This is a genomic window from Imperialibacter sp. EC-SDR9, assembly GCF_902498805.1.
Classification (GTDB): domain Bacteria; phylum Bacteroidota; class Bacteroidia; order Cytophagales; family Cyclobacteriaceae; genus Imperialibacter.
The window spans coordinates 96300-114238 of the sequence record NZ_LR701578.1 but is presented as its reverse complement, the minus strand read 5'-3'; the positions used below and the strand labels follow the sequence as shown (position 1 = coordinate 114238).

Below are 17939 nucleotides of genomic sequence, written 5' to 3'. Positions count from 1 at the left end.
TATATTGAAATTATGGAAAAGAGAATTGTAACGATCAGTGATTACGAACGATTGATGTCTCACAGGTACTACGCACTGTACCGTGCAAAAAAGCCAGAGGTGGTGGAACGCTTCCTGATAGATTTGATGGAGGCTGAGCTGGTTGAGCCATCACAAATCCCGGAGGGTATCGTCACGATGAACAGTATTGTGCTTTTAAAAGAGATTGGTGCGGGACGGCAAATCGAACTTAAACTTACGTATCCAAACGAATCGAACGAGCTGGAGCGAAAGATAGCTGTGTTTTCCTCTATTGGCACTGCTCTGCTGGGAAGGCAGGTTGGTCATGTAGTGTCCTGGCAAATACAGGGGAAATCAGCTGAAATGGAAATTCTCCGGGTTACCCGTCAACCTGAACCTGTCGAATATTTTTACCTGTAAAAAGCTCAAAAGGCGGGTGGGTGAAAATCGAAACCATTTGAGTTAAACCATTAAACTAATATGTTATGAGGTGGCAAAAGATACTTAGTAAAAAAAGCAATGTTGGTCTTGCCCTGGTAGGGGTGCTGGTCGTCATGCTTTTACTCACATTTGTGCATAAGAGGCATCTTTCCGAGGTTCAGGCCGCCATGTCGTCCATTTATATGGACCGGTTGGTAGCAGAAACTCACTTGTATCAGCTTTCGCACAAGATTTTTGAAAAAAAGATGCTGATCGACCGCAACGACGACCGTATGCTGGAACAAAGCATACTGGCAAATGACACTATTCAGCAACTAATGAATAAGTACGAGGCCACCTACCTCACGGCAGATGAATCAGTACAGTTGTTGAAGCTCAAGGACTATATCAGGCTATCTCAGCAGTTTGAGAACCAGTTTATTAGCGGTGCGTCGCCCATACAAAGGGACGCACTGAGCCTGGAGCTGGCCAAACATTACGACTCGATACTGGCAAGCTTAAATGGTTTAACTCAGCTCCAGCTTCATGAAGCCCAAAAACTTATTGACGAGTCGAACCGCATTGTTGCTTCCGGCAACATGACTTCTCATCTGGCGGCCGGTATGCTCGTTGTTTTGGGCTTATTGATCTATGCAACGTTGTCCCCGGCCCGACTTCGCCTGGAGCATACCTAGGGGTGGCATAGGAAGCTTAATTTCATGTATGGGAAGTCCTTCATTCAGGGGAGCTTACAGAAGGACACGCAATAAGTGATGGAGTTTGCCGCAGAGGAAATCCTCCGATGCCAAAGGCTTCGGCGGACAAAGGCCACCTACGCCAAAGGCTTCGGCGGACAAGGAGAAGCGCAGAGCGTGAGTCCCGTAGGGACGGAATAGCGGTAAGCCCCGGAACCCATGCCAATGTTCTGCGAGTGCCGTAGGTACGGCATTTGAAATCCGATGAAGACGAGAGTCTACCCTCGAAGCCTGCTCAGAAGGTCGCTCTTCCTAACCTCTCTCGTTTTTAGTAGATTTGACTAACCGAGCCTAAATATTCATTCACCCAAAGAAATTGTAGGTTATGAAAGCGAAGACTAAGGCCCAAGAAAAGGACTTTGATACCGTAAAGACCTTCAGGGGGATTAAAGACAAAATCTCACAAGAGATTAAAGGGATGACCTATGAGCAATTGATGGAGTACTTTGAAAAAACAAAGCTGAAGGCTCCGAAACCTTAATATATTCCAGTACCTGGCTCTTCGGAAGTTGAAAATCGGTTAGATTCCTTCCGGCGGGTTTGTGCCTTGGTCTCCACGCTTATGGCAAGCTTGCTGAAACGAATTGGGAGGCACCCCAGTAGCAATGAAGTTTACCGCAGAGCGAAGGAGGGACACAGAGCAAGAGTCCCGTAGGGACGGAACAGCGGTAAGCTCTGAGTCACATGCGAATGTCCTGCGAGTGCCGTAGGTACGGTATATAAACCCAGGTAAGTGGGCCTGCCAGTCGAAATGCGGTTGCGAGCGTGGCCCTTTGTGATCTGTAGCCTGCCGATTGAGACTATTGGTCACCTCCACCCTCACCAAACCAACGTCATGCCGATTCCGAGGAACGAGGGAGGCATCCCCTTGATGATGGCAGGAGGTGTAATAGGCTCGGCTATAGGTCATGGAGATTTCTCCGTTTCACTGCGAAGTGACGACTGTTATGGAGGTGGTGGCGCATCCTCTGCTTTGGTGGTGAATGCAATCATCTCCTCTGCGTGAGGGATAGCAGCGGAAAGCCCGGAATCGCCCCTTTGGCGGTGAGGACTTGCAGCGGATAGCCCGACCCCCGCCAAACGGTTTTTGTGACTTTCAAACGGAATGTTGTTGGCGGGGGGATTTCTCCGTTGCACTACGAAATGACGTGGGGCTGGGAGCTTAGGTGCGTCAGCAACCACAAAAAATCACCCGATATTTCCCGCATTATCATGGCCCAAACTCGCTGGGCTTTAATGATTTCTTTTACTTTTGCACCTCAGTATTCAAAAATTACATACAATGAAATTAGCGGTAGTAGGGGCCACAGGGCTTGTGGGCTCCGAGATGTTGAAAGTGCTGGAAGAAAGGAACTTCCACTTTGATGAGTTGTACCTGGTAGCGTCCGAACGCAGTGTGGGCACCCAAATAAAATACAAGGGCAAGGACTACAGCGTGATTGGGATGCAAACGGCGGTGGACATAAAACCGGATATCGCTATTTTTTCGGCCGGTGGCAGCACGTCGCTGGAGTGGGCGCCTAAGTTTGAGGCGGCGGGCAGCATTGTGATCGACAACTCCTCGGCCTGGAGGATGGACCCCTCCAAAAAGCTGGTGGTGCCGGAGATCAATGGCAGCACCCTGCGCATCGACGACCGCATTATTGCCAACCCCAACTGCTCCACTATTCAGATGGTGATGGTGCTGGCACCGTTGCATAAGAAGTATGGCATTAAAAGAGTGGTGGTGAGTACCTACCAGTCGGTGACGGGCACGGGCAAAGCGGCCGTGGATCAGATGATGGCCGAAAGGGCCGGAAAATCAGAGCCGAAGGTATACCCTCACCCGATAGATATGAATGTGCTGCCTCACATTGACGTGTTCCTCGACAATGGCTACACCAAAGAGGAGATGAAGATGGTGAAGGAAACCACCAAGATTATGGGCGATGACAGCATCAAAGTGACGGCAACTACGGTGCGGGTGCCTACGGTAGGCGGCCATAGCGAAGCGGTGAACGTGGAGTTCGTGAAGGACTTTGACCTGGCTGAGGTGCGTGACCTGATGAGCCACACGCCGGGCGTGGTGCTGCAGGATGAGCCATCGAAGAATATTTACCCGATGCCGATTTGGGCGCATAACAAAGACGAGGTGTTTGTAGGCCGGATCCGCAGGGATGAGTCGCAGGCGAACACGATCAATATGTGGATTGTGGCGGACAACCTGCGCAAGGGAGCTGCTACGAATGCGGTGCAGATTGCTGAGTACCTGGTGGAGGCCAATCTGGTGTTTTGATTGAAGCGCTGAGCCAACCGGACGTTCAGGCTTTTTTGAAGGCCCATGCTACGGACAGTCCGGCGAAGCTTGCTTTGCAAAGGCACCTGCCTGGGGGCGTAAGTGCGTCCCTGCTGGCATCACAACTGAAGGCCCGACAAAAGGCCAAAGACAAATTGCCATCCTGGCTGAGCCGTGATGGCATTATTTTTCCCCATGGTGTAGCGCTGGAGCAGTGCTCGTCGGAAACAACGGCCCGGTTCAAAGCGGCTCGCTGGGCGGGCCAGTCCTTCGCCGACCTGACCGGGGGCACGGGCGTGGACACGTTTTTTTTCTCCCAGTCTTTTGAAAAAGGGGTGTATGTGGAGGCCGACGCCGAAAGGTGTGCGCTGGCCAGCCACAATTTTAGTGTGCTGGGCGTTGGGCATCTGCAGGTGGTGCAAAGCACTGCCGAGGCTTTTCTGGCTGGCACTACTGACCATTTCGACCTTATATATATCGACCCCGACCGCCGGGCGGGCCACAAGCGGGCCATGGGCTTTAGCGACAGTACCCCCGATGTGGTGCAGTTACTGCCGGAGTTGTTGAAACGAGCAGCCACGGTGCTGATCAAGGCCTCGCCGATGATAGACATCCGCCAGGGTATTCGTGACCTGGGCGCCGTGCGCAAGGTGACGGTGCTGGCGGTGAACAACGAATGCAAGGAGGTGCTGTTTGAGTGCGGAGCGGCGGCGCAGCCGTTGCAGATTGAGGCGGTTCATTTGCTGCATGGGCAGGAGCAGCGGTTTGTGTTTGATCCGGAGGAGGAGGCGACTGCCGAAATGACGTTGGCTGGTGTGCAGGCCTACCTTTACGACCCCAATGTGGCCATTACCAAAGCCGGAGCTTTTAAAACAGTGGCGGTCCGGCACGGGCTGGGCAAGCTGCATGTGAATACACATTTGTATACTTCTGACACACTCAAGCCTGACTTCCCCGGCCGGACGTTTCGGGTGCTGGAGGTGCTGCCTTTTTCGTCGAAGGGACTGAAGAGCTTGAAGCTGCCTTTTGCCAAAGCCCATGTGATGAGCAAGAACTTTCCCCTGGAGGCGGCAGAGTTACAAAAGCGCCTGAAGCTGAAAGAGGGCGAGGAGGGTTTTGTGATGGGAGTAACGGTGGGGAACGGGGAAAGGGTGTTGGTGGTGGCGGAGCGGGTGAATTAAGTCGAGTGTGGAGACACACACGAGGACTTGTGGGCGGGTGTGAAGACACACCCGAAAACATCAGTTGAGCGGCGAGAGGCCGAAATGAGGAACTCACAAGCTTGCTCGACTGGGGGCCTTGGGGGATGGGAGGGGCTAACGAACCCTGACACCAAAGCCTACCAAAAAGTCTTTCCTGTTCATTTTAAAACTGAGATTGCTCTTTATCTGGCTGTCATCAATATTATCGTACCGGCCAGCGTCACCAAATACATTCGCTTGCATCTGAGCAAAAATACCTATATGCCTCCCAAGCTTTCCTTCCAGACCAGCAGCAGCCAGAAAACCAGGCTGAGGGCTTGCCGGCTCAAACTCGTAATATTCTTCATCGTAGTAGCCTTCATATTGTACGTACCGTTTTCGACTAACATCGCCCCCGTATTTCATTGATCTAAGAACCATGCCCGCCCGGATATATGGTGTGATTTTACTTTTTGAGAATAGCTCATAGTGGATTACCAGAGGGATTTTTGTCATTTTTCCGTCGATAACTACATCATTAACAGCTTCCGCAATGTTTCCATTTGGGAAAACATATGGTACGTTATGCAAAAACGAATAGTCAAATTGCGAGAAGTTCATCCCTATCTCTACCATCAACCTCTCGCTAATTCTCGGAAGTAATATACCGATGGCAAAACCGGTTTGGCGAATCGAACTTTCTATAGGGCCACTGCCTAGCAAGGTTTCGTCCCCTGTGGTGTTACCTGAATAATCGAATTTCATCTGCATCTGCCCAAAGTCGGTGTACACAGAAGGCGCAAGCCTGAAAATAGGTTTCTTTTTGAAAACTACCTCGTAGTCTGATCCTCGGCAGGTGTTGTATTGTTTAGTCAGAGCGATGAGTTTATCACGATTGACATTTGTAGATGAGGGAGAAAGCTTAATTTCTGGACAATCTTGAAACAAATAGTTGAGAATACCATAGTGCACAAGGTTGGCTTTTGCATTGGTATATACACCATTCTGTTCCCGTATCATCGGAGTTGCCTCAAGCACTATGTAGGAGAGCGTGTCCTTTTTGAAAATGAAATGCTCTTTGTACATATATAAAGAGGTTTGCCCAACTACCAGCACCTCTATAAATTTCTTAGGCCGGTCAGGATCCACCTCCGTGATACTTTCGGAAACGAAAAAGTTGAGACCTTCAATGCTAAAACCTGAAATATCACCAGGTTCATACTTTACAGCCTTATCTCCTACTTCGGCCTTGAACTGGCACTGAGAGAAGTTGAGGTAAAAATCCTTCTCGTTGATCTTTCCTTTGATGGTATCTCCCGCCAGAGTGACTATAAATCCATCAGTGAAGCTTTTTTGGCTGAAAAGTGGAAATGACAGAATTGATAGAATCAGTAATAGCAGCGGCTTTTTCATGTAATTTCAAATTGAAAGGCCAATAATAGCTATTGTAAGATAATTTTTGTCTTGAGAAGGCTGCTTTTTTTGACTTTCTTATGCAGTTTTTTGCCGGCCACTTTCTGGTCATAGGGTGTTACCTAACCGAAGAGGGAAATTTTTTCGGAAGGGTGACTGTGGGGAGTGGAGGGTAACGCAGCCGTTGCAGATTGAGGCAGTTCATTTGCTGCAGGGGAAGGAGTAGCAGTTTGTGTTTGATCCGGAAGAGGAGGCTACTGCCGAAGTGACGTTGGCTGGTGTACAGACCTACCTTTATGACCCCAATGTGGCCGTTACTAAGGCTGGAGCCTTTAAAACAGTGGCAGCCCGGTACGGACTCGGTAAGCTGCATGTGAATACGCATTTGTACACTTCCGCCAAGCTGGTGGAGGACTTCCCCGGCCGGACGTTCAGGGTGTTGGAGGTACTGCCCTTTTCTTCGAAAGGGCTGAAGAGCTTAAGGCTGCCTTTTGCCAAAGCCCATGTGATGAGCAAGAACTTTCCACTGGAGGCGGCAGAGCTGCAAAAGAGGCTGAAGCAGAAAGAGGGGGAGCAGGGTCTTGTGATGGGAGTAACGGTGGGGAGTGGGAAAGTGTTGGTGGTGGCGGAGCGGGTGAATTAAGTTGAGTGTGGAGACACAAACGAGGACGGTGATTTGTGGGCGGGTGTGAAGACACACCCAGAAACGGTAAAGCGGCGAGACGCCGATAGAAGAAACTCACAAGTCTGCCGGCCGGGGGAGACCCTTGCGAGATGGGGAGTGCCTACGCATTGAATTTGCTTGTATATTTATCCGATAAACCTTTCATAATCAAAATGAAAAAGGTCTGGCTTCTGATTTTCGTATGTGGTTTTCACAGTTTTTTTTCTTGCTCGCAGAGCGAGACTGGATCTGACAACCCAAATTATTTCAAAGTCATCAAAGACCTTGATTACAAGAACCCGTTGAAACAAAGAATTACCAGCTCTATCGAAGCATTTTGCAATGAATTTGGGCGGCCACCGCTGGACGTTACTGAACTGTTAGAATTTTGCGTCGAGGCAGATTATGCAGATGAAGACATGATCCTTGATGATTTTAAAATCAACCTTCTTAGAGTCAGAGAGGACTATAACGGCTTTTTTGTAGTTTATTTCATAGGACCAGACTTCGTTGACAATCAATGCGAAAAAATTCTTTTTCAGGAGGACATTGACAAGCTGGACTTTGACATGTACCTTAAATTCAAAGGTGATATTATTTTGGGAGGCATCGAAAATGAAGTTATTCAGTTGTATCGTGAAAAATTCTTAAAAAGTGGAGGATAACTAGAAACAGAGTAGCGTCTGCTATCTTGAGGCTTAGGGTAGACTACCCGCTGTCGTTGTGTGCTAATAATTGTTCAACTTTCGACAATGCCAACAATAACGCTAAAGTTAGAGATAGGAGCTCCAGTTCAAAGATGCTTTGACCTTTCGAGAAGTATAGACCTGCATAAAATATCCACCAGTCAAACGGGCGAGGAAGCGATAGCGGGCGTGACTTCGGGCCTTATTGGTTTGGGTGAAACAGTGACCTGGAGGGCGAGGCACTTTGGCATCAGGCAAACGCTGACAACAAAGATCACGGAATTTGAATCACCGAATTTCTTTGTGGACGAGATGCTGGAGGGTGCTTTCAAGAGATTTCGTCATGAACACCACTTCAGGGATGTTGATGGAAAAACTGAAATGCGGGACTGTTTTGATTATGATTCGCCACTTGGCATCCTTGGGAAAGTATTTGACTCGATTGTGCTTAAGAGGTATATGCAGAACCTTTTGGAGCAACGGAATTTGATCATTAAGGAATATGCGGAGTCGGATAAATGGATGGAAGTGCTGGATTAGCGGGTAAGAGTCAGTTATCATGTGTGAAGACACATACGATAACTGTAGGGGGTCACCTTAAGCTTTATTCTTCTTTATCATCTCCAACTCGGTCACATCAAGCAGGTCCTTAGGTCGCCCGCAGAGTGTCTTTTCTTTGATCAGGTCGTTGATATGGATGACAGTTATCGGCGTCTCGTCGAAGTGCCCTTTTCTTGCTTTGGCATAACATGCCTCAAAATCCTCTGGCTTGAAAGCTTTGGTGTAGCCCATAAAATCAGCCACAAACCTGTCATCGCCAATGCTGATTGTTGACCTGCCTGGTATCATGGGCACGGTTAAGTAGTTTTCTGCTCCTGCGACATCAATGGCTTTCAGCGCATTTACGAGGCGTTGTTTGTTCTCAGGCACCTCTTGCACCCATAAGTCCAGATCCTGAGTGGTTCTGACAAAGCCATGGTAAACTGTAGCAATTCCGCCAACGAGCATATATTTCACCTCATGATCATAGAGGCTTTGTAGAAAAGCCTTTACCTCTTTGCTCGAAATATCCATAAACGCTTTAGGGGGGTTCTCTGGATTAGACTGATAGACTGTTTTGGCGACAAAATTCAGCTTGGCAAACCTGGTTAGGTTGCTACTTGCTTCCGAGTCGGTTGCTGCTGGTATATGTGCCATCAAGTAAATTTAACCAGAAAATGTCCGGATGTGCTATTTTCTGGACTGATTGTTAACGTTCTTTCTTCACAAGAGCTGTCAACCCAAACCCCACGCAAAATATTGCCGTCGTACTCAAAATGATGGTCAGGTTGGCATGAAAGGGGCTTTTGAAGGCCAGCCAGCCGTCGGAGGTGAAGAATACAGGGGACAGGCTCAACCACATAATCACGAGCACACCTACTACCACACCAATAGCCGCATGCACACTTTTGGCTCTTTTGGAGATCACGCCCAAAAGGAAGAGTCCGAGGACACCTCCGCTGAAGACGGATGACAGCGCCCACCACGCATCAAGCGCACTGGTCACGCCATTGAGGGCCAGGGCCACAAAAATGCTGGTGCCGCCCATCGCAAAGGAGGCAGTGAGCAACACCCGCATCGACTCTTTTTGGGAAGGTGTTCTGTTGAAGAACTTCTTATAGAAGTCGGACAGGATGACCGTGCCGGAGCTGTTAATGCTGGTGGAAACCGTACTCATGCCCGCTGCAAAAATGGAGGCGATGAGCAGTCCGGTGACGCCGGCAGGCAAGCCCGTGACGATGAAGTAGGGAAATATTTTATCACCTGCACCTTGCAGTTCGGTGGGTAGCAGGTCGGGCTGAGCCTGGTAGTAGGCGAACAGGGCCGTGCCGATAAAAAAGAAAAGCAGGGACACTGGTACGTACAGGAGGCTGCCCAGCCAGGTCGATTTCTCCGCTTCTCTTTGGGTGCGGGCACTGAGGTAGCGCTGCACGTAGTTCTGGTCGATGCCGAAGTTTTGCAGGTTGATGAACAGCCCATAAATCAGCAGCAGCCAGAAGGTGGACGTCGTAAAATCGAAGTCGAAGCTGCCCAGGCTAAACTTGTTGGCTTCGGAGGCAATGGTGAACACCTGTCCCGGTCCATCCGGCATAGAAAACATGATGACGAGCAGGCTGGCCAACGCACCGCCAATCAGGATGATGCCCTGGATGGCGTCCGTCCAAACGACCGCCTCAAAGCCACCGAGGGTAGCATAGACAATCACGCTGATGCCTGTCACCACAATGATCAGTGGAATGCTCCACCCAAGCAGGGCATTCATGGGCAGGGCCAGCAGGTACATGATGGCACCCATGCGGGCCAGCTGTGTGAGGAGGTAACAAATGGAGGCGTAGGTGCCAGCCCAGGGGCCAAAGCGCTGCTCCAGGTAGTAGTACGCCGACTCGCTTTTTAGCTTGCGGTAAAGCGGCACGAAGTACTTCACAGCGACAATGGCTGCCAAAGGGATGGAAAGGCTGAAGACAAAACCGTTCCAGTTGCCCATGTAGGCGTTGCCGGGCAAGGCTAAAAAGCTGATGCTGCTGACAAACGTGGCAAAGATGGACATGCCAATCGCCCAGGCCGGTAATCTGCCGCCACCCAGGGTGTAGTCTTCGGCGGTTCGTTTCCGAAACGAAAACGAGATGCCGAAGCCGATGATCAGCAGCATGTAAACGAAGAAGATGGCCAGGTCAATAATTGGCAAGTCCATGGTAGGTAGGTGTTAGTTGAGCGTTGGTATGGTTAAAGTAAGTCTCTTTTCTTAAGCGTCAATTTAAACTGTTCAATGATAGGCGTCACATGTTTTGTTTCAGCGGCATCGAAGGCAGCCAGTGGCGGAGCCATGTGGCTATGGCAAATGTTCATCAGGGATAAGGCGGTTTTGATGCTCTTCAGGTAGCTGGAGCTATACATGCCCACACCATAAAGGCTGTTGCTGATCTCCATCACTATGGCCTGTAGACTGGCCACCGTGGCAAAGTCTTTTTGTGCGGCAGCCTCGTACAGCTTCACAAACAGCTTTGGAAACATATTTGCTCCTCCGCTCACGCCTCCGCGGCCCCCCATCAACACCGACTCGGCCATGGCTTCCTCCGGCCCGACCAGCAAGGTGAAGTCAGGTTTTGTTCGCAGCGACTGATACAAGGACTGAAAGTAAACCGAGTTGGCAGAGCTGTCTTTGAGTCCGATGATATTGGGGTGCTCGGAAAGGCGTACGGCCGTGCCTACCTCAATGTGCACTTTGCACAGCCCTGGCATATTGTAGAGGAACAGGGGCAGTGTAAGGCTTTCGGCCAGCTTTTGGTAGTAATTGAAGAGCTCCTTTTGGTTCAGGTTGAAATAATAAGGTGGTGCGGCTACTACTGCCGACGCCCCGGCCGCATGTGCTGCTTCCGCCAGACTGAGGCTCTCGGTCAGCGAGGTGTCTGTAATGCCCACCAGCACAGGCACTCTACCCGCCGCTGCCCGGCAAGTTTCTTTGATCAGCTGATGCCGTACCGCATAGCTAAGGCTTGTCGATTCACCGGTGGAGCCCAGTATGAACAACCCGCTGACTCCCCCTGCTATCAAATGCTCCACCACTTTGTTGAGGCCTGTCAGGTCGAGGCTCATGTCTTCGAGCAAAGGCGTCACCATGGGTGGAATGATGCCAGTGAGGGGTTGTTTCAATTTTTTGTTCCCAGTCATATAGTTGCTATCAAAAAGTTATTTCAAAATGAATACCTGGTACCAGGTGCCGCCAGCGGTTACCACCTTTCGGTTGTAAGCCAGCACATGCCCTTCGTTTGACCAGTTGATGTTTTCGAGATCAGTGCTGTCGTAGCTCCTGTCAGGTGATACCTTCGATGTTTCGCCTGTTTGAATATTGGTGAGGTACACGTCCTGGTTGTAGCCGTACGCTAAATATTTTCCATCTGCACTTATGCTGAACGAGGTGTCAAGGGAAAAGCCATTGTGCGTGATTTGCCTTATTTCTCCGCCGTTTGGTGAAACAGCATGAACTTGCACGAAGCCGTTGTCATCTTTCATAGGGAAGAAAATCAGTGAGCCATCGGGCAGGCAGCGCAGCCATTGACGGGGGCCTTGTACGCCTGGATTTTTCCGGTCGGTGGTGTAAGTGACCCTTCTTTGCCTGACACCTGCCGGGGGAAAAGGACGTTGTGTGGTGGTACCTTCCAAAGGCCTTTCACGATCAGCCATTGCCAGGTTGGTGTCCAGGTCTACAATGAATACTTCTGCCACGAGCTTGCCATTGGCAGCCCTTGTGTCACCCAAAAAAGCCAGCGCCTTGCTGACATGGCTACCGTCCGCTTTCACATAGCCATTTGTTCCGATCCAGCCTTCTTCATAGGCTTTTTCTATTTCGTCGCTGCCTGGCCGGGGACTTTCGGTGGTTTCGCTGACGATCACTGAAAACATGGTACCACCAAAGCTTTCGGCTGTTTCACTTTCTACTGCCACCGGCCCCTTGTCGATCATGACACCGATATTTCTCAGGTCTTTTTTTGAGGAATCCGTTTTGGACAGCTCTGCGATGACGTCGTCGTTATACGTAAAGCTGACCCATCGGCCGTCGCCACTGTAAGAGTGAGCGTGCGTACCGCCTCTCAGCGCCCCCGGAGTGAAGGGCGGAACTACGTCACGGGCGTCCTTTCTGACAAGCTGGTTGTTCTTGCCGAGGTCAACAGCCAGGCCGGTGCGCCGGGTAAAGTCGTAAGGCCTTGTGGCGTCGTGGTTGCTTAGACCATGGATGAAAAGGACTTCATTTCGCTTCGGACTGAAAGCAACAGCACCTACTCCGGGGCCGAACGCATTAGCGTTCGGGGCACTATAGACTTGCTTCACTTCTCCATGGGCAATATTGACCATTTCAACAGAGGAGTTCAGCCCAATTAGGGAACCGTCGTTTCTGTTATCGTACACCAGCCATTGGTCGTCTGGCGAAAAGGCTTGTCTTTGATTTAGATAATGGCCTTTGGCGTCGGAAGTAAGTTGATATTCTTTCAGGTTCATATTGATTTCAGGTGTCCTGGGCGATCCGCAGGCGGCCAGCGTTAAAGCTACTCCCAGAAAATATAACCGGCTGCGTATCATGGCTGTCATTTTTGCAAGGCTTACTTCTTCCTGAATTTCTTGATCCTGTGAAAGGTTAGAAAGTTGGCGTCGTGGCTTCTGTGAGCCCCTCCCTGCCCATCATCGTAGGCTGTTCTCGACAGGAAGATGATGTCTTTACCGTCAAACTGCCAGTCGACATACTGGAAACCATGGTTCACCGGGTCTTCATGTTGAAGGAGGACTTTCCTCAATGTCCAGTCGTGCAGATTTTCGGAACTGAAGAGTGCCTGGGTATTTCTCAGGCTGGCCGGGTTCTTTCCCTGGTTGGCAGCTTTTACTTCAGCGGGCACATCATTAGCAATTGTCCAGTATAATTGACTTTCTGGGTCAAACCGAATGGCGAACTTTTTACTCCCTCCGGGAAAGGGAACAAAGCCGGTTGCTTCGTCAAATGTTGCCACTTTTCCGTCGTCGCTAATAGAAATAAAAGCAGCTTTTTCTTCCAGCGTAGAGCGGTCGTCGACCCGTAAAATATCCAATATTTTTCCTTCGGGCGACACAACGGCATTGCCTTCCAGCCAGCCTCCAAAGTTGCCTTCGAGGTAGGTAGAGTCGTAGTAGAGAGTATTGCTAAACGTCCAGTTGTCGGCTACCAGTGGGTCTTGTCCCACAGGAATCGACATCATAAAGGCCCCGTAACGCTTGCCCCATTGTTTGATCGGGCCCATGGCGCTTTCCATGCCTTTCCACAGCCGTCTATTGTGTTCAATCACGGGAACGGGGGCATTGTGGTATTCGCCTTCCAGCAGCAGTCCGGTTTTGTTGTCGACCGGTTCAGTCCATGTGGTGCCGTTGTCGGCCGATGTTCTGATGATGGTGTGGCCGTGGTGCCTGTCGGTGCCGATGAAATACAACTTGCCCTCGCTCACAAAAAGCTTCGACCAAAAGGCACCGTGAATTTCGGTCACAAATTTCCACGATTTCCCTCTGTTCGTTGACCGGTAAATCCTGGAGTCGGCTTTCACATGCTCGTTGGAGCTGGGGCCAAAAAAGTCGTGAGAGGCAAGGTAGTCACCATTTGGCAGCACTGCCAGGCTCGGGGAGCCGATGTATTTTCCCGATGAGGCGGGACTATGAGCGACAACAACGCCAGGCACCTTCGATACATCAGGTGCCTGGGCTGTCACCAAACTACATATGAGAACAAAGAGAATTACTGTACTAATTCGGTGCATCTTTCAGTGTTGCTAGTCGCCTTTTACAAAAGGAAAGTGTACGCTTACGAAGATCAGTCTTTAAATCGATCAACCACTGTCTGCTTTTACCAATAAATTGTATGATTTTAACATGTTGCTGTTTTAAATCTGATAAAAAGTGACAACTTTATACTTAAATAGGCTAGCCGCCATCGTTTGGCAAGCAACGAGCAGCATAGTATTTATGAAACCTCATTTTCACAAAGTACCCATCGGTGCTGAGGACTCCTTTAGCATCAGACACGATAGCCGGCCCAACTTTGGTACCTTGTGGCACTACCATCCCGAGCTCGAACTGCACTATATCGTGAGGGGAGAAGGAACACAATACATTGGCGACAATGTGACCAACTTTGGTAGTGGTGACATGGTCTTTTTAGGACAAAACCTGCCCCACACCTGGCGCTGCAAAGAAGCGTATTTCGCAGGGGATGAAAATGTGCAGGTGGAGGCCTATGTGCTGCATTTCCATCCAACTTGCTTCGGAAAGGACTTCCTTTCGTTGCCGGAAGCCTACCTTATTCCGAGGCTTTTTGAGAAAGCGAAGAAGGGGCTCAAGATTCACGGGGAAAGCAAGGCAAGACTGATTGAACTATTGGACGATGCCGCTCATGCCGAAAGCCTCGACAGGGTGATCTACCTGCTATCCATTCTCAAAGTGCTGTCAGAAACTGACGAATTCGAGACCATCGCACCAGCCTACGCCTTCAGCCACCTGTCCAGCGAGTCAGAAATGGTGCGGCTGGAAAAAATTTACTCTTACGTGCTGGCACACTACAAGGAGAAAATCACCCTGGAGGAGGTGGCATCGCTGGCCAACCTGAGCACCACCTCCTTTTGCAGGTATTTCAAAACGATGACTAAGAAAACTTTTTCTGACTTCCTGACAGAAATACGGATCTCCAACGTTTGCCGGGCGATTATTGAGGACAAGCTGCCCACAGAGGTGATCTGCTTTGAGTGCGGCTTCAACAACGTCTCCAATTTTTACCGGCATTTCAAAAAGGTGACTGGCATGACGCCTTTTGAGTATAAAAAGAAATACCTGGCGGAGGGATAACGCCAGTTTTTACAAAAAAGCCCGGCACCATGTTGGCGCCGGGCTTTCGTCCCGCTTTTATCTCTACTACTTCTTCCTGATATACACGTCACCCTGCATGGTCTTGAAAAGGTATTCCTTTCCGCCGCCATTGATTTTGCCAAATACCCAGTCTTCGATAGATACTTTATATACCCCATTGGACGAAGACTTGTCCACCTTTGGTGCCGACTTCTCAATCACCATGTCGAAGTCGCTGAAGATGTCACCCCTGTCGGAGCGCATTTTGGCCGTCGCCTTCACGGCTGCTGGGAATGTCACATCCACGTCGCCGTTTAAGGTGGTAAAAGCCATTTGGGCTTCTGGGTTTACACTTTCAAGCGTCACTTTGATGTCACCATTCACGGTATTGAGCACAGTTGACCCACCCACCTGCGTCATAGTGATTTCACCATTCACATTGCTGATCTCGTGGGCGCCGGTAACCCCTTTCACGTCGATGTCGCCGTCGTTCACTGTTGACAGTTTGAGGTCGAAGTTTTTCGGCACTTTGATGTTTAAAGTCATCGTAACTGCCCAGGAGTTGGTGGAAACTTTTACTGTGTTGCCTTTCTCGGTTGCCTCCAGCTCCATGGGGTTGCTGCTGATGCGTTTCATGCCAGTGGGTGTTACCACGCCCCGGTCGTCGTTTTTACCACCACCGGATACTGCCTCAATGATCACGTCCTTGCCGTCGTAGGCGGCCACATTGATGGACCCGTTGACCAGGCCTACCTCAAGCTTACCTTTTTCACCAGGTGAAGAAAGTGGAATAGCAATGGTTTCTTTGTTTCCCTCCTGTGCTTTGGCTGGCAGGGAAATGGCCGCCACTAACAGGCCGATAAATGATAATTTGATTAACTTTTTCATTGTCCAATTATTTTGATTTTTTGACATAAATATCTCCGTTGAAGGTTTCGAAGGCCAGCAGATTGCCGCCCTTGCCCACCTTGATGTTGTTTTTCTGTGTTAGCTTGTACCTGGTGCTGCCATTTTTCTCAGTCACCTCTTTGGTCCATGCGGGTGGCATTACTTCCAGCCTTTCCATATCAGTATAGAAAGAGCCATTGAAGCTTTTGAAGGTAATGTCGGCATCGGGCTCTCCTGGGTAGTACACGTTCACATCGCCATTGAGAGAATAATAGCTGTTACCACCCACGGGAGCTTTGGTATGTCGCACCAGCAGCTCCCCGTTAATGGTTCTTGCTTCCACGCTTCCTCCCATTTGTGTGAGGGTAACATCACCATTGACATGATGCGCCGATACGTTGCTGTTCATTCCATCGATGGCAATAAAGCCGTCGTTCACCGTGCGCACGTGCAGATTCACGCCTCTTGGCACCTTCACTTTGAAGTCGAAGCTGAATTTATAATCGACGTCCTTGCTCCAATTCCAATGGCAGTTGCATGGACCTTCAATTCTTTCGTTGTGAATGAAAGGTGCCTTATTGTAGAGTACCAGGGCAGAGTCATCCTCCAAAATACCGAGGCTCATTTCACTCTTCCCTTTTTCGAGCAATGTCTGTGTCTTTGCTGAAATGGTGAGCTCCGCCGTTACCATAATTTCCTGCCCGTCGTAGCCTTCAATTTGCAGGGAGCCGTTGATGTTGTAGATCTCAAGCACATTGTCCGGCGAAGGCGTTGCAAACTTCAACGTTTTCTCAATTTTTATTTTTTCTGTTTCAGTTGCCTGGGCATAGCCGAAGCAGCCAACCAGGAATATGATTAACAATAGATTCTTCATTTGATTAGTATTTAAGTCAATACCTCAATGCTCTGTTGTACTTTTTGCCGCACAATGTCATTCAGGTCGTCTTTCTCTAAAAGCCCTTTGAGGGCCTCCACCGCTCCTTTTTCGTTGAGCGCTACCATGGCCTCCGCCAGGGCAATCTGCACCATGGGCGACGATTGCCTACTGATGGAGCTCACCAAAGCTTGCCGCACTTCGGGATATCGCCCGAACCTCGCCAAAGCCTCTACGGTGACCATTCGCACATTCACATTTTCATCGCTATTCAATGTTTGAACAAGTGCCTCGATAACCCTGCTGTCTGCCTCTGGCAGCTCTGATGATAAGCTCACAGCCCTTAGCCGGTCCTGAACGGCTGGTTTCTCAAGCAATGTCAGCATCATCATTTCCTTCATGTCTTTCATTTCGCTGGAAAGAGAGCTGATTTCTTGTTTGTACTCACCAGAAGGTGACAGCACGTATCCAAAACCACCCCCGACGGCGAAAATGAGCATGCCAAGTGCCAGCCTTCGCCACGACAAGACTTCCAAAATACTGGCCCAGTTCACAGTCCCTCTTGGTGCCGTTGCCTCTTTACGGAACTCACTCAGGGTAGCGTAGAAACGCTCATCCATCGTGGCTTCCGGCTCTGGTGTGGCAGGGAGTTCATCCATGGCCAGCCAGATTTTCTCAAGGCCTTCCAGTTCCGATAGCTGTGCCGGGTCGGCCTGGCTCTTAAAGCTTTCCCACTCTTGCAAAGTGATGGACCCATTCATGTAGTCCATCCATTTCTCTTTTAGTTGTTCCTGGCTCATGACGTTATACCTTTTCCAGCTTTAAATAAACCTCTCTCAATTCCTGCAGCACCCTGTGCATCCGCACCTTTACTGCCCCTTCAGTGATCCCGAAGATGTCAGCCACCTGCTCGTACTTCATCCCCTGATATTTAGTGAGGATGAGCATCTCCTGCTTTTCAGGCGCCAGGTGTTTGATCGCTTTTTGCAAAAGCTCGAGGTCTTGCGATTTGGCCATTTGAGAATGCGCATTCTCATCCACCTTGAGCTTTCTTTCCCAGGGCTCCATGTCGTCGGTGTAAGAAACCTTCTTTTGTTTTTTGAAATGGTCGGCGTTTACATTCCTTGCCAGGTGATACATCCAGGCAGTAAACCGATGACTGCCGGAGGTGTCCTCCGTAAAGGTGTAGCGGTACTTGAGCATTCGGTAGAAGACATTGTGCACAAGGTCTTCGCTCACCGATCCGCTGCCGGTTAGCTTATAAAAAAAGCCAAAAAGATTTCTGTTGTGTCGCTCATACAGCAAAGCCATCTTGTCAAGATCGCCGGCCTTGACTTTCAGCATGAGCGAGTTGTCGTCCAAAGCATTCAAACCACCTGGGGTTATCGATT

General features: G+C 49.8%; 20 protein-coding genes. 10 read left to right on the top strand and 10 right to left on the bottom strand.

Going from position 1 to position 17939, the window contains the following annotated elements; all coding sequences use genetic code 11:
• Nucleotides 1-12: 12 nt before the first annotated feature.
• From GC130_RS07475 to GC130_RS07460, 6 genes are all read left to right on the top strand, one after another.
• Complete coding sequence (locus tag GC130_RS07475) at nucleotides 13-420, top strand: GreA/GreB family elongation factor (RefSeq protein ID WP_193217800.1); 408 nt, start codon at nucleotides 13-15, stop codon at nucleotides 418-420.
• A 65-nt stretch (nucleotides 421-485) separates the two neighbouring features.
• On the top strand, nucleotides 486-1115 hold the full coding sequence (locus tag GC130_RS07470) for an MCP four helix bundle domain-containing protein (protein WP_151997658.1): 630 nt from the start codon (nucleotides 486-488) through the stop codon (nucleotides 1113-1115).
• Between the two features lie 385 nt (nucleotides 1116-1500).
• The gene (locus GC130_RS28555) at nucleotides 1501-1656 is read left to right on the top strand and encodes a hypothetical protein (RefSeq protein ID WP_193217799.1); all 156 of its coding nucleotides are present in this window, start codon (nucleotides 1501-1503) and stop codon (nucleotides 1654-1656) included.
• A 354-nt stretch (nucleotides 1657-2010) separates the two neighbouring features.
• Complete coding sequence (locus GC130_RS28550) at nucleotides 2011-2181, top strand: hypothetical protein (protein ID WP_193217798.1); 171 nt, start codon at nucleotides 2011-2013, stop codon at nucleotides 2179-2181.
• Between the two features lie 276 nt (nucleotides 2182-2457).
• Complete coding sequence (locus tag GC130_RS07465; RefSeq protein ID WP_151997657.1) at nucleotides 2458-3450, top strand: aspartate-semialdehyde dehydrogenase; 993 nt, start codon at nucleotides 2458-2460, stop codon at nucleotides 3448-3450.
• Complete coding sequence (locus GC130_RS07460; RefSeq protein ID WP_151997656.1) at nucleotides 3447-4631, top strand: class I SAM-dependent methyltransferase; 1185 nt, start codon at nucleotides 3447-3449, stop codon at nucleotides 4629-4631. Before GC130_RS07465 ends, GC130_RS07460 begins: the two co-directional genes overlap by 4 nt.
• 135 nt (nucleotides 4632-4766) lie before the next feature.
• On the opposite strand, the gene GC130_RS07455 is transcribed toward GC130_RS07460, so the two are convergent.
• A complete protein-coding gene (locus GC130_RS07455; RefSeq protein WP_151997655.1) occupies nucleotides 4767-6044 on the bottom strand; it encodes a hypothetical protein in 1278 nt (425 codons plus the stop codon).
• Between the two features lie 232 nt (nucleotides 6045-6276).
• Between GC130_RS07455 and GC130_RS07450 the strand changes: the two genes are divergently transcribed.
• The 3 genes from GC130_RS07450 to GC130_RS07440 all read left to right on the top strand — a co-directional run bounded on the left by GC130_RS07450 (nucleotide 6277) and on the right by GC130_RS07440 (nucleotide 7934).
• Nucleotides 6277-6687: a hypothetical protein gene (locus tag GC130_RS07450; RefSeq protein WP_151997654.1), complete on the top strand. Its 411-nt coding sequence runs from the start codon at nucleotides 6277-6279 to the stop codon at nucleotides 6685-6687.
• A gap of 194 nt (nucleotides 6688-6881) precedes the next feature.
• A complete protein-coding gene (locus GC130_RS07445) occupies nucleotides 6882-7373 on the top strand; it encodes a hypothetical protein (protein WP_151997653.1) in 492 nt (163 codons plus the stop codon).
• 87 nt (nucleotides 7374-7460) lie between these two features.
• Complete coding sequence (locus GC130_RS07440) at nucleotides 7461-7934, top strand: SRPBCC family protein (protein ID WP_151997652.1); 474 nt, start codon at nucleotides 7461-7463, stop codon at nucleotides 7932-7934.
• Nucleotides 7935-7991: 57 nt separating this feature from the next.
• Here the strand turns inward: GC130_RS07440 and GC130_RS07435 are convergent, their stop codons facing one another.
• Genes GC130_RS07435 through GC130_RS07415 form a run of 5 tightly spaced genes read right to left on the bottom strand, consistent with a single transcriptional unit; the run spans nucleotide 7992 to nucleotide 13705 of the window.
• Nucleotides 7992-8591 carry a hypothetical protein gene (locus GC130_RS07435; RefSeq protein WP_151997651.1) on the bottom strand — a complete coding sequence of 200 codons (600 nt, stop codon included), beginning with the start codon at nucleotides 8589-8591 and terminating at the stop codon, nucleotides 7992-7994.
• Between the two features lie 52 nt (nucleotides 8592-8643).
• The gene (locus GC130_RS07430; RefSeq protein ID WP_151997650.1) at nucleotides 8644-10125 is read right to left on the bottom strand and encodes a sodium:solute symporter; all 1482 of its coding nucleotides are present in this window, start codon (nucleotides 10123-10125) and stop codon (nucleotides 8644-8646) included.
• A 32-nt stretch (nucleotides 10126-10157) separates the two neighbouring features.
• Nucleotides 10158-11084, bottom strand: a complete 927-nt coding sequence (locus tag GC130_RS07425; protein WP_226940399.1) for a dihydrodipicolinate synthase family protein — start codon at nucleotides 11082-11084, stop codon at nucleotides 10158-10160.
• Between the two features lie 36 nt (nucleotides 11085-11120).
• Complete coding sequence (locus GC130_RS07420) at nucleotides 11121-12509, bottom strand: DUF3748 domain-containing protein (protein ID WP_201568546.1); 1389 nt, start codon at nucleotides 12507-12509, stop codon at nucleotides 11121-11123.
• 20 nt (nucleotides 12510-12529) lie between these two features.
• Nucleotides 12530-13705 carry a sialidase family protein gene (locus GC130_RS07415; RefSeq protein WP_151997647.1) on the bottom strand — a complete coding sequence of 392 codons (1176 nt, stop codon included), beginning with the start codon at nucleotides 13703-13705 and terminating at the stop codon, nucleotides 12530-12532.
• A 205-nt stretch (nucleotides 13706-13910) separates the two neighbouring features.
• On the opposite strand from GC130_RS07415, the gene GC130_RS07410 reads away from it, so the two are divergent.
• Nucleotides 13911-14786, top strand: a complete 876-nt coding sequence (locus tag GC130_RS07410; RefSeq protein WP_151997646.1) for an AraC family transcriptional regulator — start codon at nucleotides 13911-13913, stop codon at nucleotides 14784-14786.
• Nucleotides 14787-14852: 66 nt separating this feature from the next.
• On the opposite strand, the gene GC130_RS07405 is transcribed toward GC130_RS07410, so the two are convergent.
• From GC130_RS07405 to GC130_RS07390, 4 genes are read right to left on the bottom strand one after another with little or no spacing between them, the layout of a single operon-like run.
• Entirely contained in the window at nucleotides 14853-15674 is an 822-nt protein-coding gene (locus tag GC130_RS07405) for a DUF4097 family beta strand repeat-containing protein (protein ID WP_151997645.1), read from the bottom strand.
• A 7-nt stretch (nucleotides 15675-15681) separates the two neighbouring features.
• Entirely contained in the window at nucleotides 15682-16548 is an 867-nt protein-coding gene (locus GC130_RS07400) for a hypothetical protein (RefSeq protein WP_151997644.1), read from the bottom strand.
• Between the two features lie 11 nt (nucleotides 16549-16559).
• Entirely contained in the window at nucleotides 16560-17348 is a 789-nt protein-coding gene (locus tag GC130_RS07395) for a HEAT repeat domain-containing protein (RefSeq protein ID WP_151997643.1), read from the bottom strand.
• Nucleotides 17349-17352: 4 nt separating this feature from the next.
• Complete coding sequence (locus tag GC130_RS07390; protein WP_226940398.1) at nucleotides 17353-17919, bottom strand: RNA polymerase sigma factor; 567 nt, start codon at nucleotides 17917-17919, stop codon at nucleotides 17353-17355.
• Between the last annotated feature and the right edge of the window lie 20 nt (nucleotides 17920-17939).

Excerpts from the sequence above, each read along its gene's own strand:
- GC130_RS07475 (WP_193217800.1), top strand. The coding sequence starts at position 13 with ATGGAAAAGAGAATTGTAACGATCAGTGATTACGAACGATTGATGTCT.
- GC130_RS07470 (WP_151997658.1), top strand. The coding sequence starts at position 486 with ATGAGGTGGCAAAAGATACTTAGTAAAAAAAGCAATGTTGGTCTTGCC.
- GC130_RS28555 (WP_193217799.1), top strand. The coding sequence starts at position 1,501 with ATGAAAGCGAAGACTAAGGCCCAAGAAAAGGACTTTGATACCGTAAAG.
- GC130_RS28550 (WP_193217798.1), top strand. The coding sequence starts at position 2,011 with ATGCCGATTCCGAGGAACGAGGGAGGCATCCCCTTGATGATGGCAGGA.
- GC130_RS07465 (WP_151997657.1), top strand. The coding sequence starts at position 2,458 with ATGAAATTAGCGGTAGTAGGGGCCACAGGGCTTGTGGGCTCCGAGATG.
- GC130_RS07455 (WP_151997655.1), bottom strand. The coding sequence starts at position 6,044 with ATGAAAAAGCCGCTGCTATTACTGATTCTATCAATTCTGTCATTTCCA.
- GC130_RS07445 (WP_151997653.1), top strand. The coding sequence starts at position 6,882 with ATGAAAAAGGTCTGGCTTCTGATTTTCGTATGTGGTTTTCACAGTTTT.
- GC130_RS07440 (WP_151997652.1), top strand. The coding sequence starts at position 7,461 with ATGCCAACAATAACGCTAAAGTTAGAGATAGGAGCTCCAGTTCAAAGA.
- GC130_RS07435 (WP_151997651.1), bottom strand. The coding sequence starts at position 8,591 with ATGGCACATATACCAGCAGCAACCGACTCGGAAGCAAGTAGCAACCTA.
- GC130_RS07430 (WP_151997650.1), bottom strand. The coding sequence starts at position 10,125 with ATGGACTTGCCAATTATTGACCTGGCCATCTTCTTCGTTTACATGCTG.
- GC130_RS07420 (WP_201568546.1), bottom strand. The coding sequence starts at position 12,509 with ATGATACGCAGCCGGTTATATTTTCTGGGAGTAGCTTTAACGCTGGCC.
- GC130_RS07415 (WP_151997647.1), bottom strand. The coding sequence starts at position 13,705 with ATGCACCGAATTAGTACAGTAATTCTCTTTGTTCTCATATGTAGTTTG.
- GC130_RS07410 (WP_151997646.1), top strand. The coding sequence starts at position 13,911 with ATGAAACCTCATTTTCACAAAGTACCCATCGGTGCTGAGGACTCCTTT.
- GC130_RS07405 (WP_151997645.1), bottom strand. The coding sequence starts at position 15,674 with ATGAAAAAGTTAATCAAATTATCATTTATCGGCCTGTTAGTGGCGGCC.
- GC130_RS07400 (WP_151997644.1), bottom strand. The coding sequence starts at position 16,548 with ATGAAGAATCTATTGTTAATCATATTCCTGGTTGGCTGCTTCGGCTAT.
- GC130_RS07395 (WP_151997643.1), bottom strand. The coding sequence starts at position 17,348 with ATGAGCCAGGAACAACTAAAAGAGAAATGGATGGACTACATGAATGGG.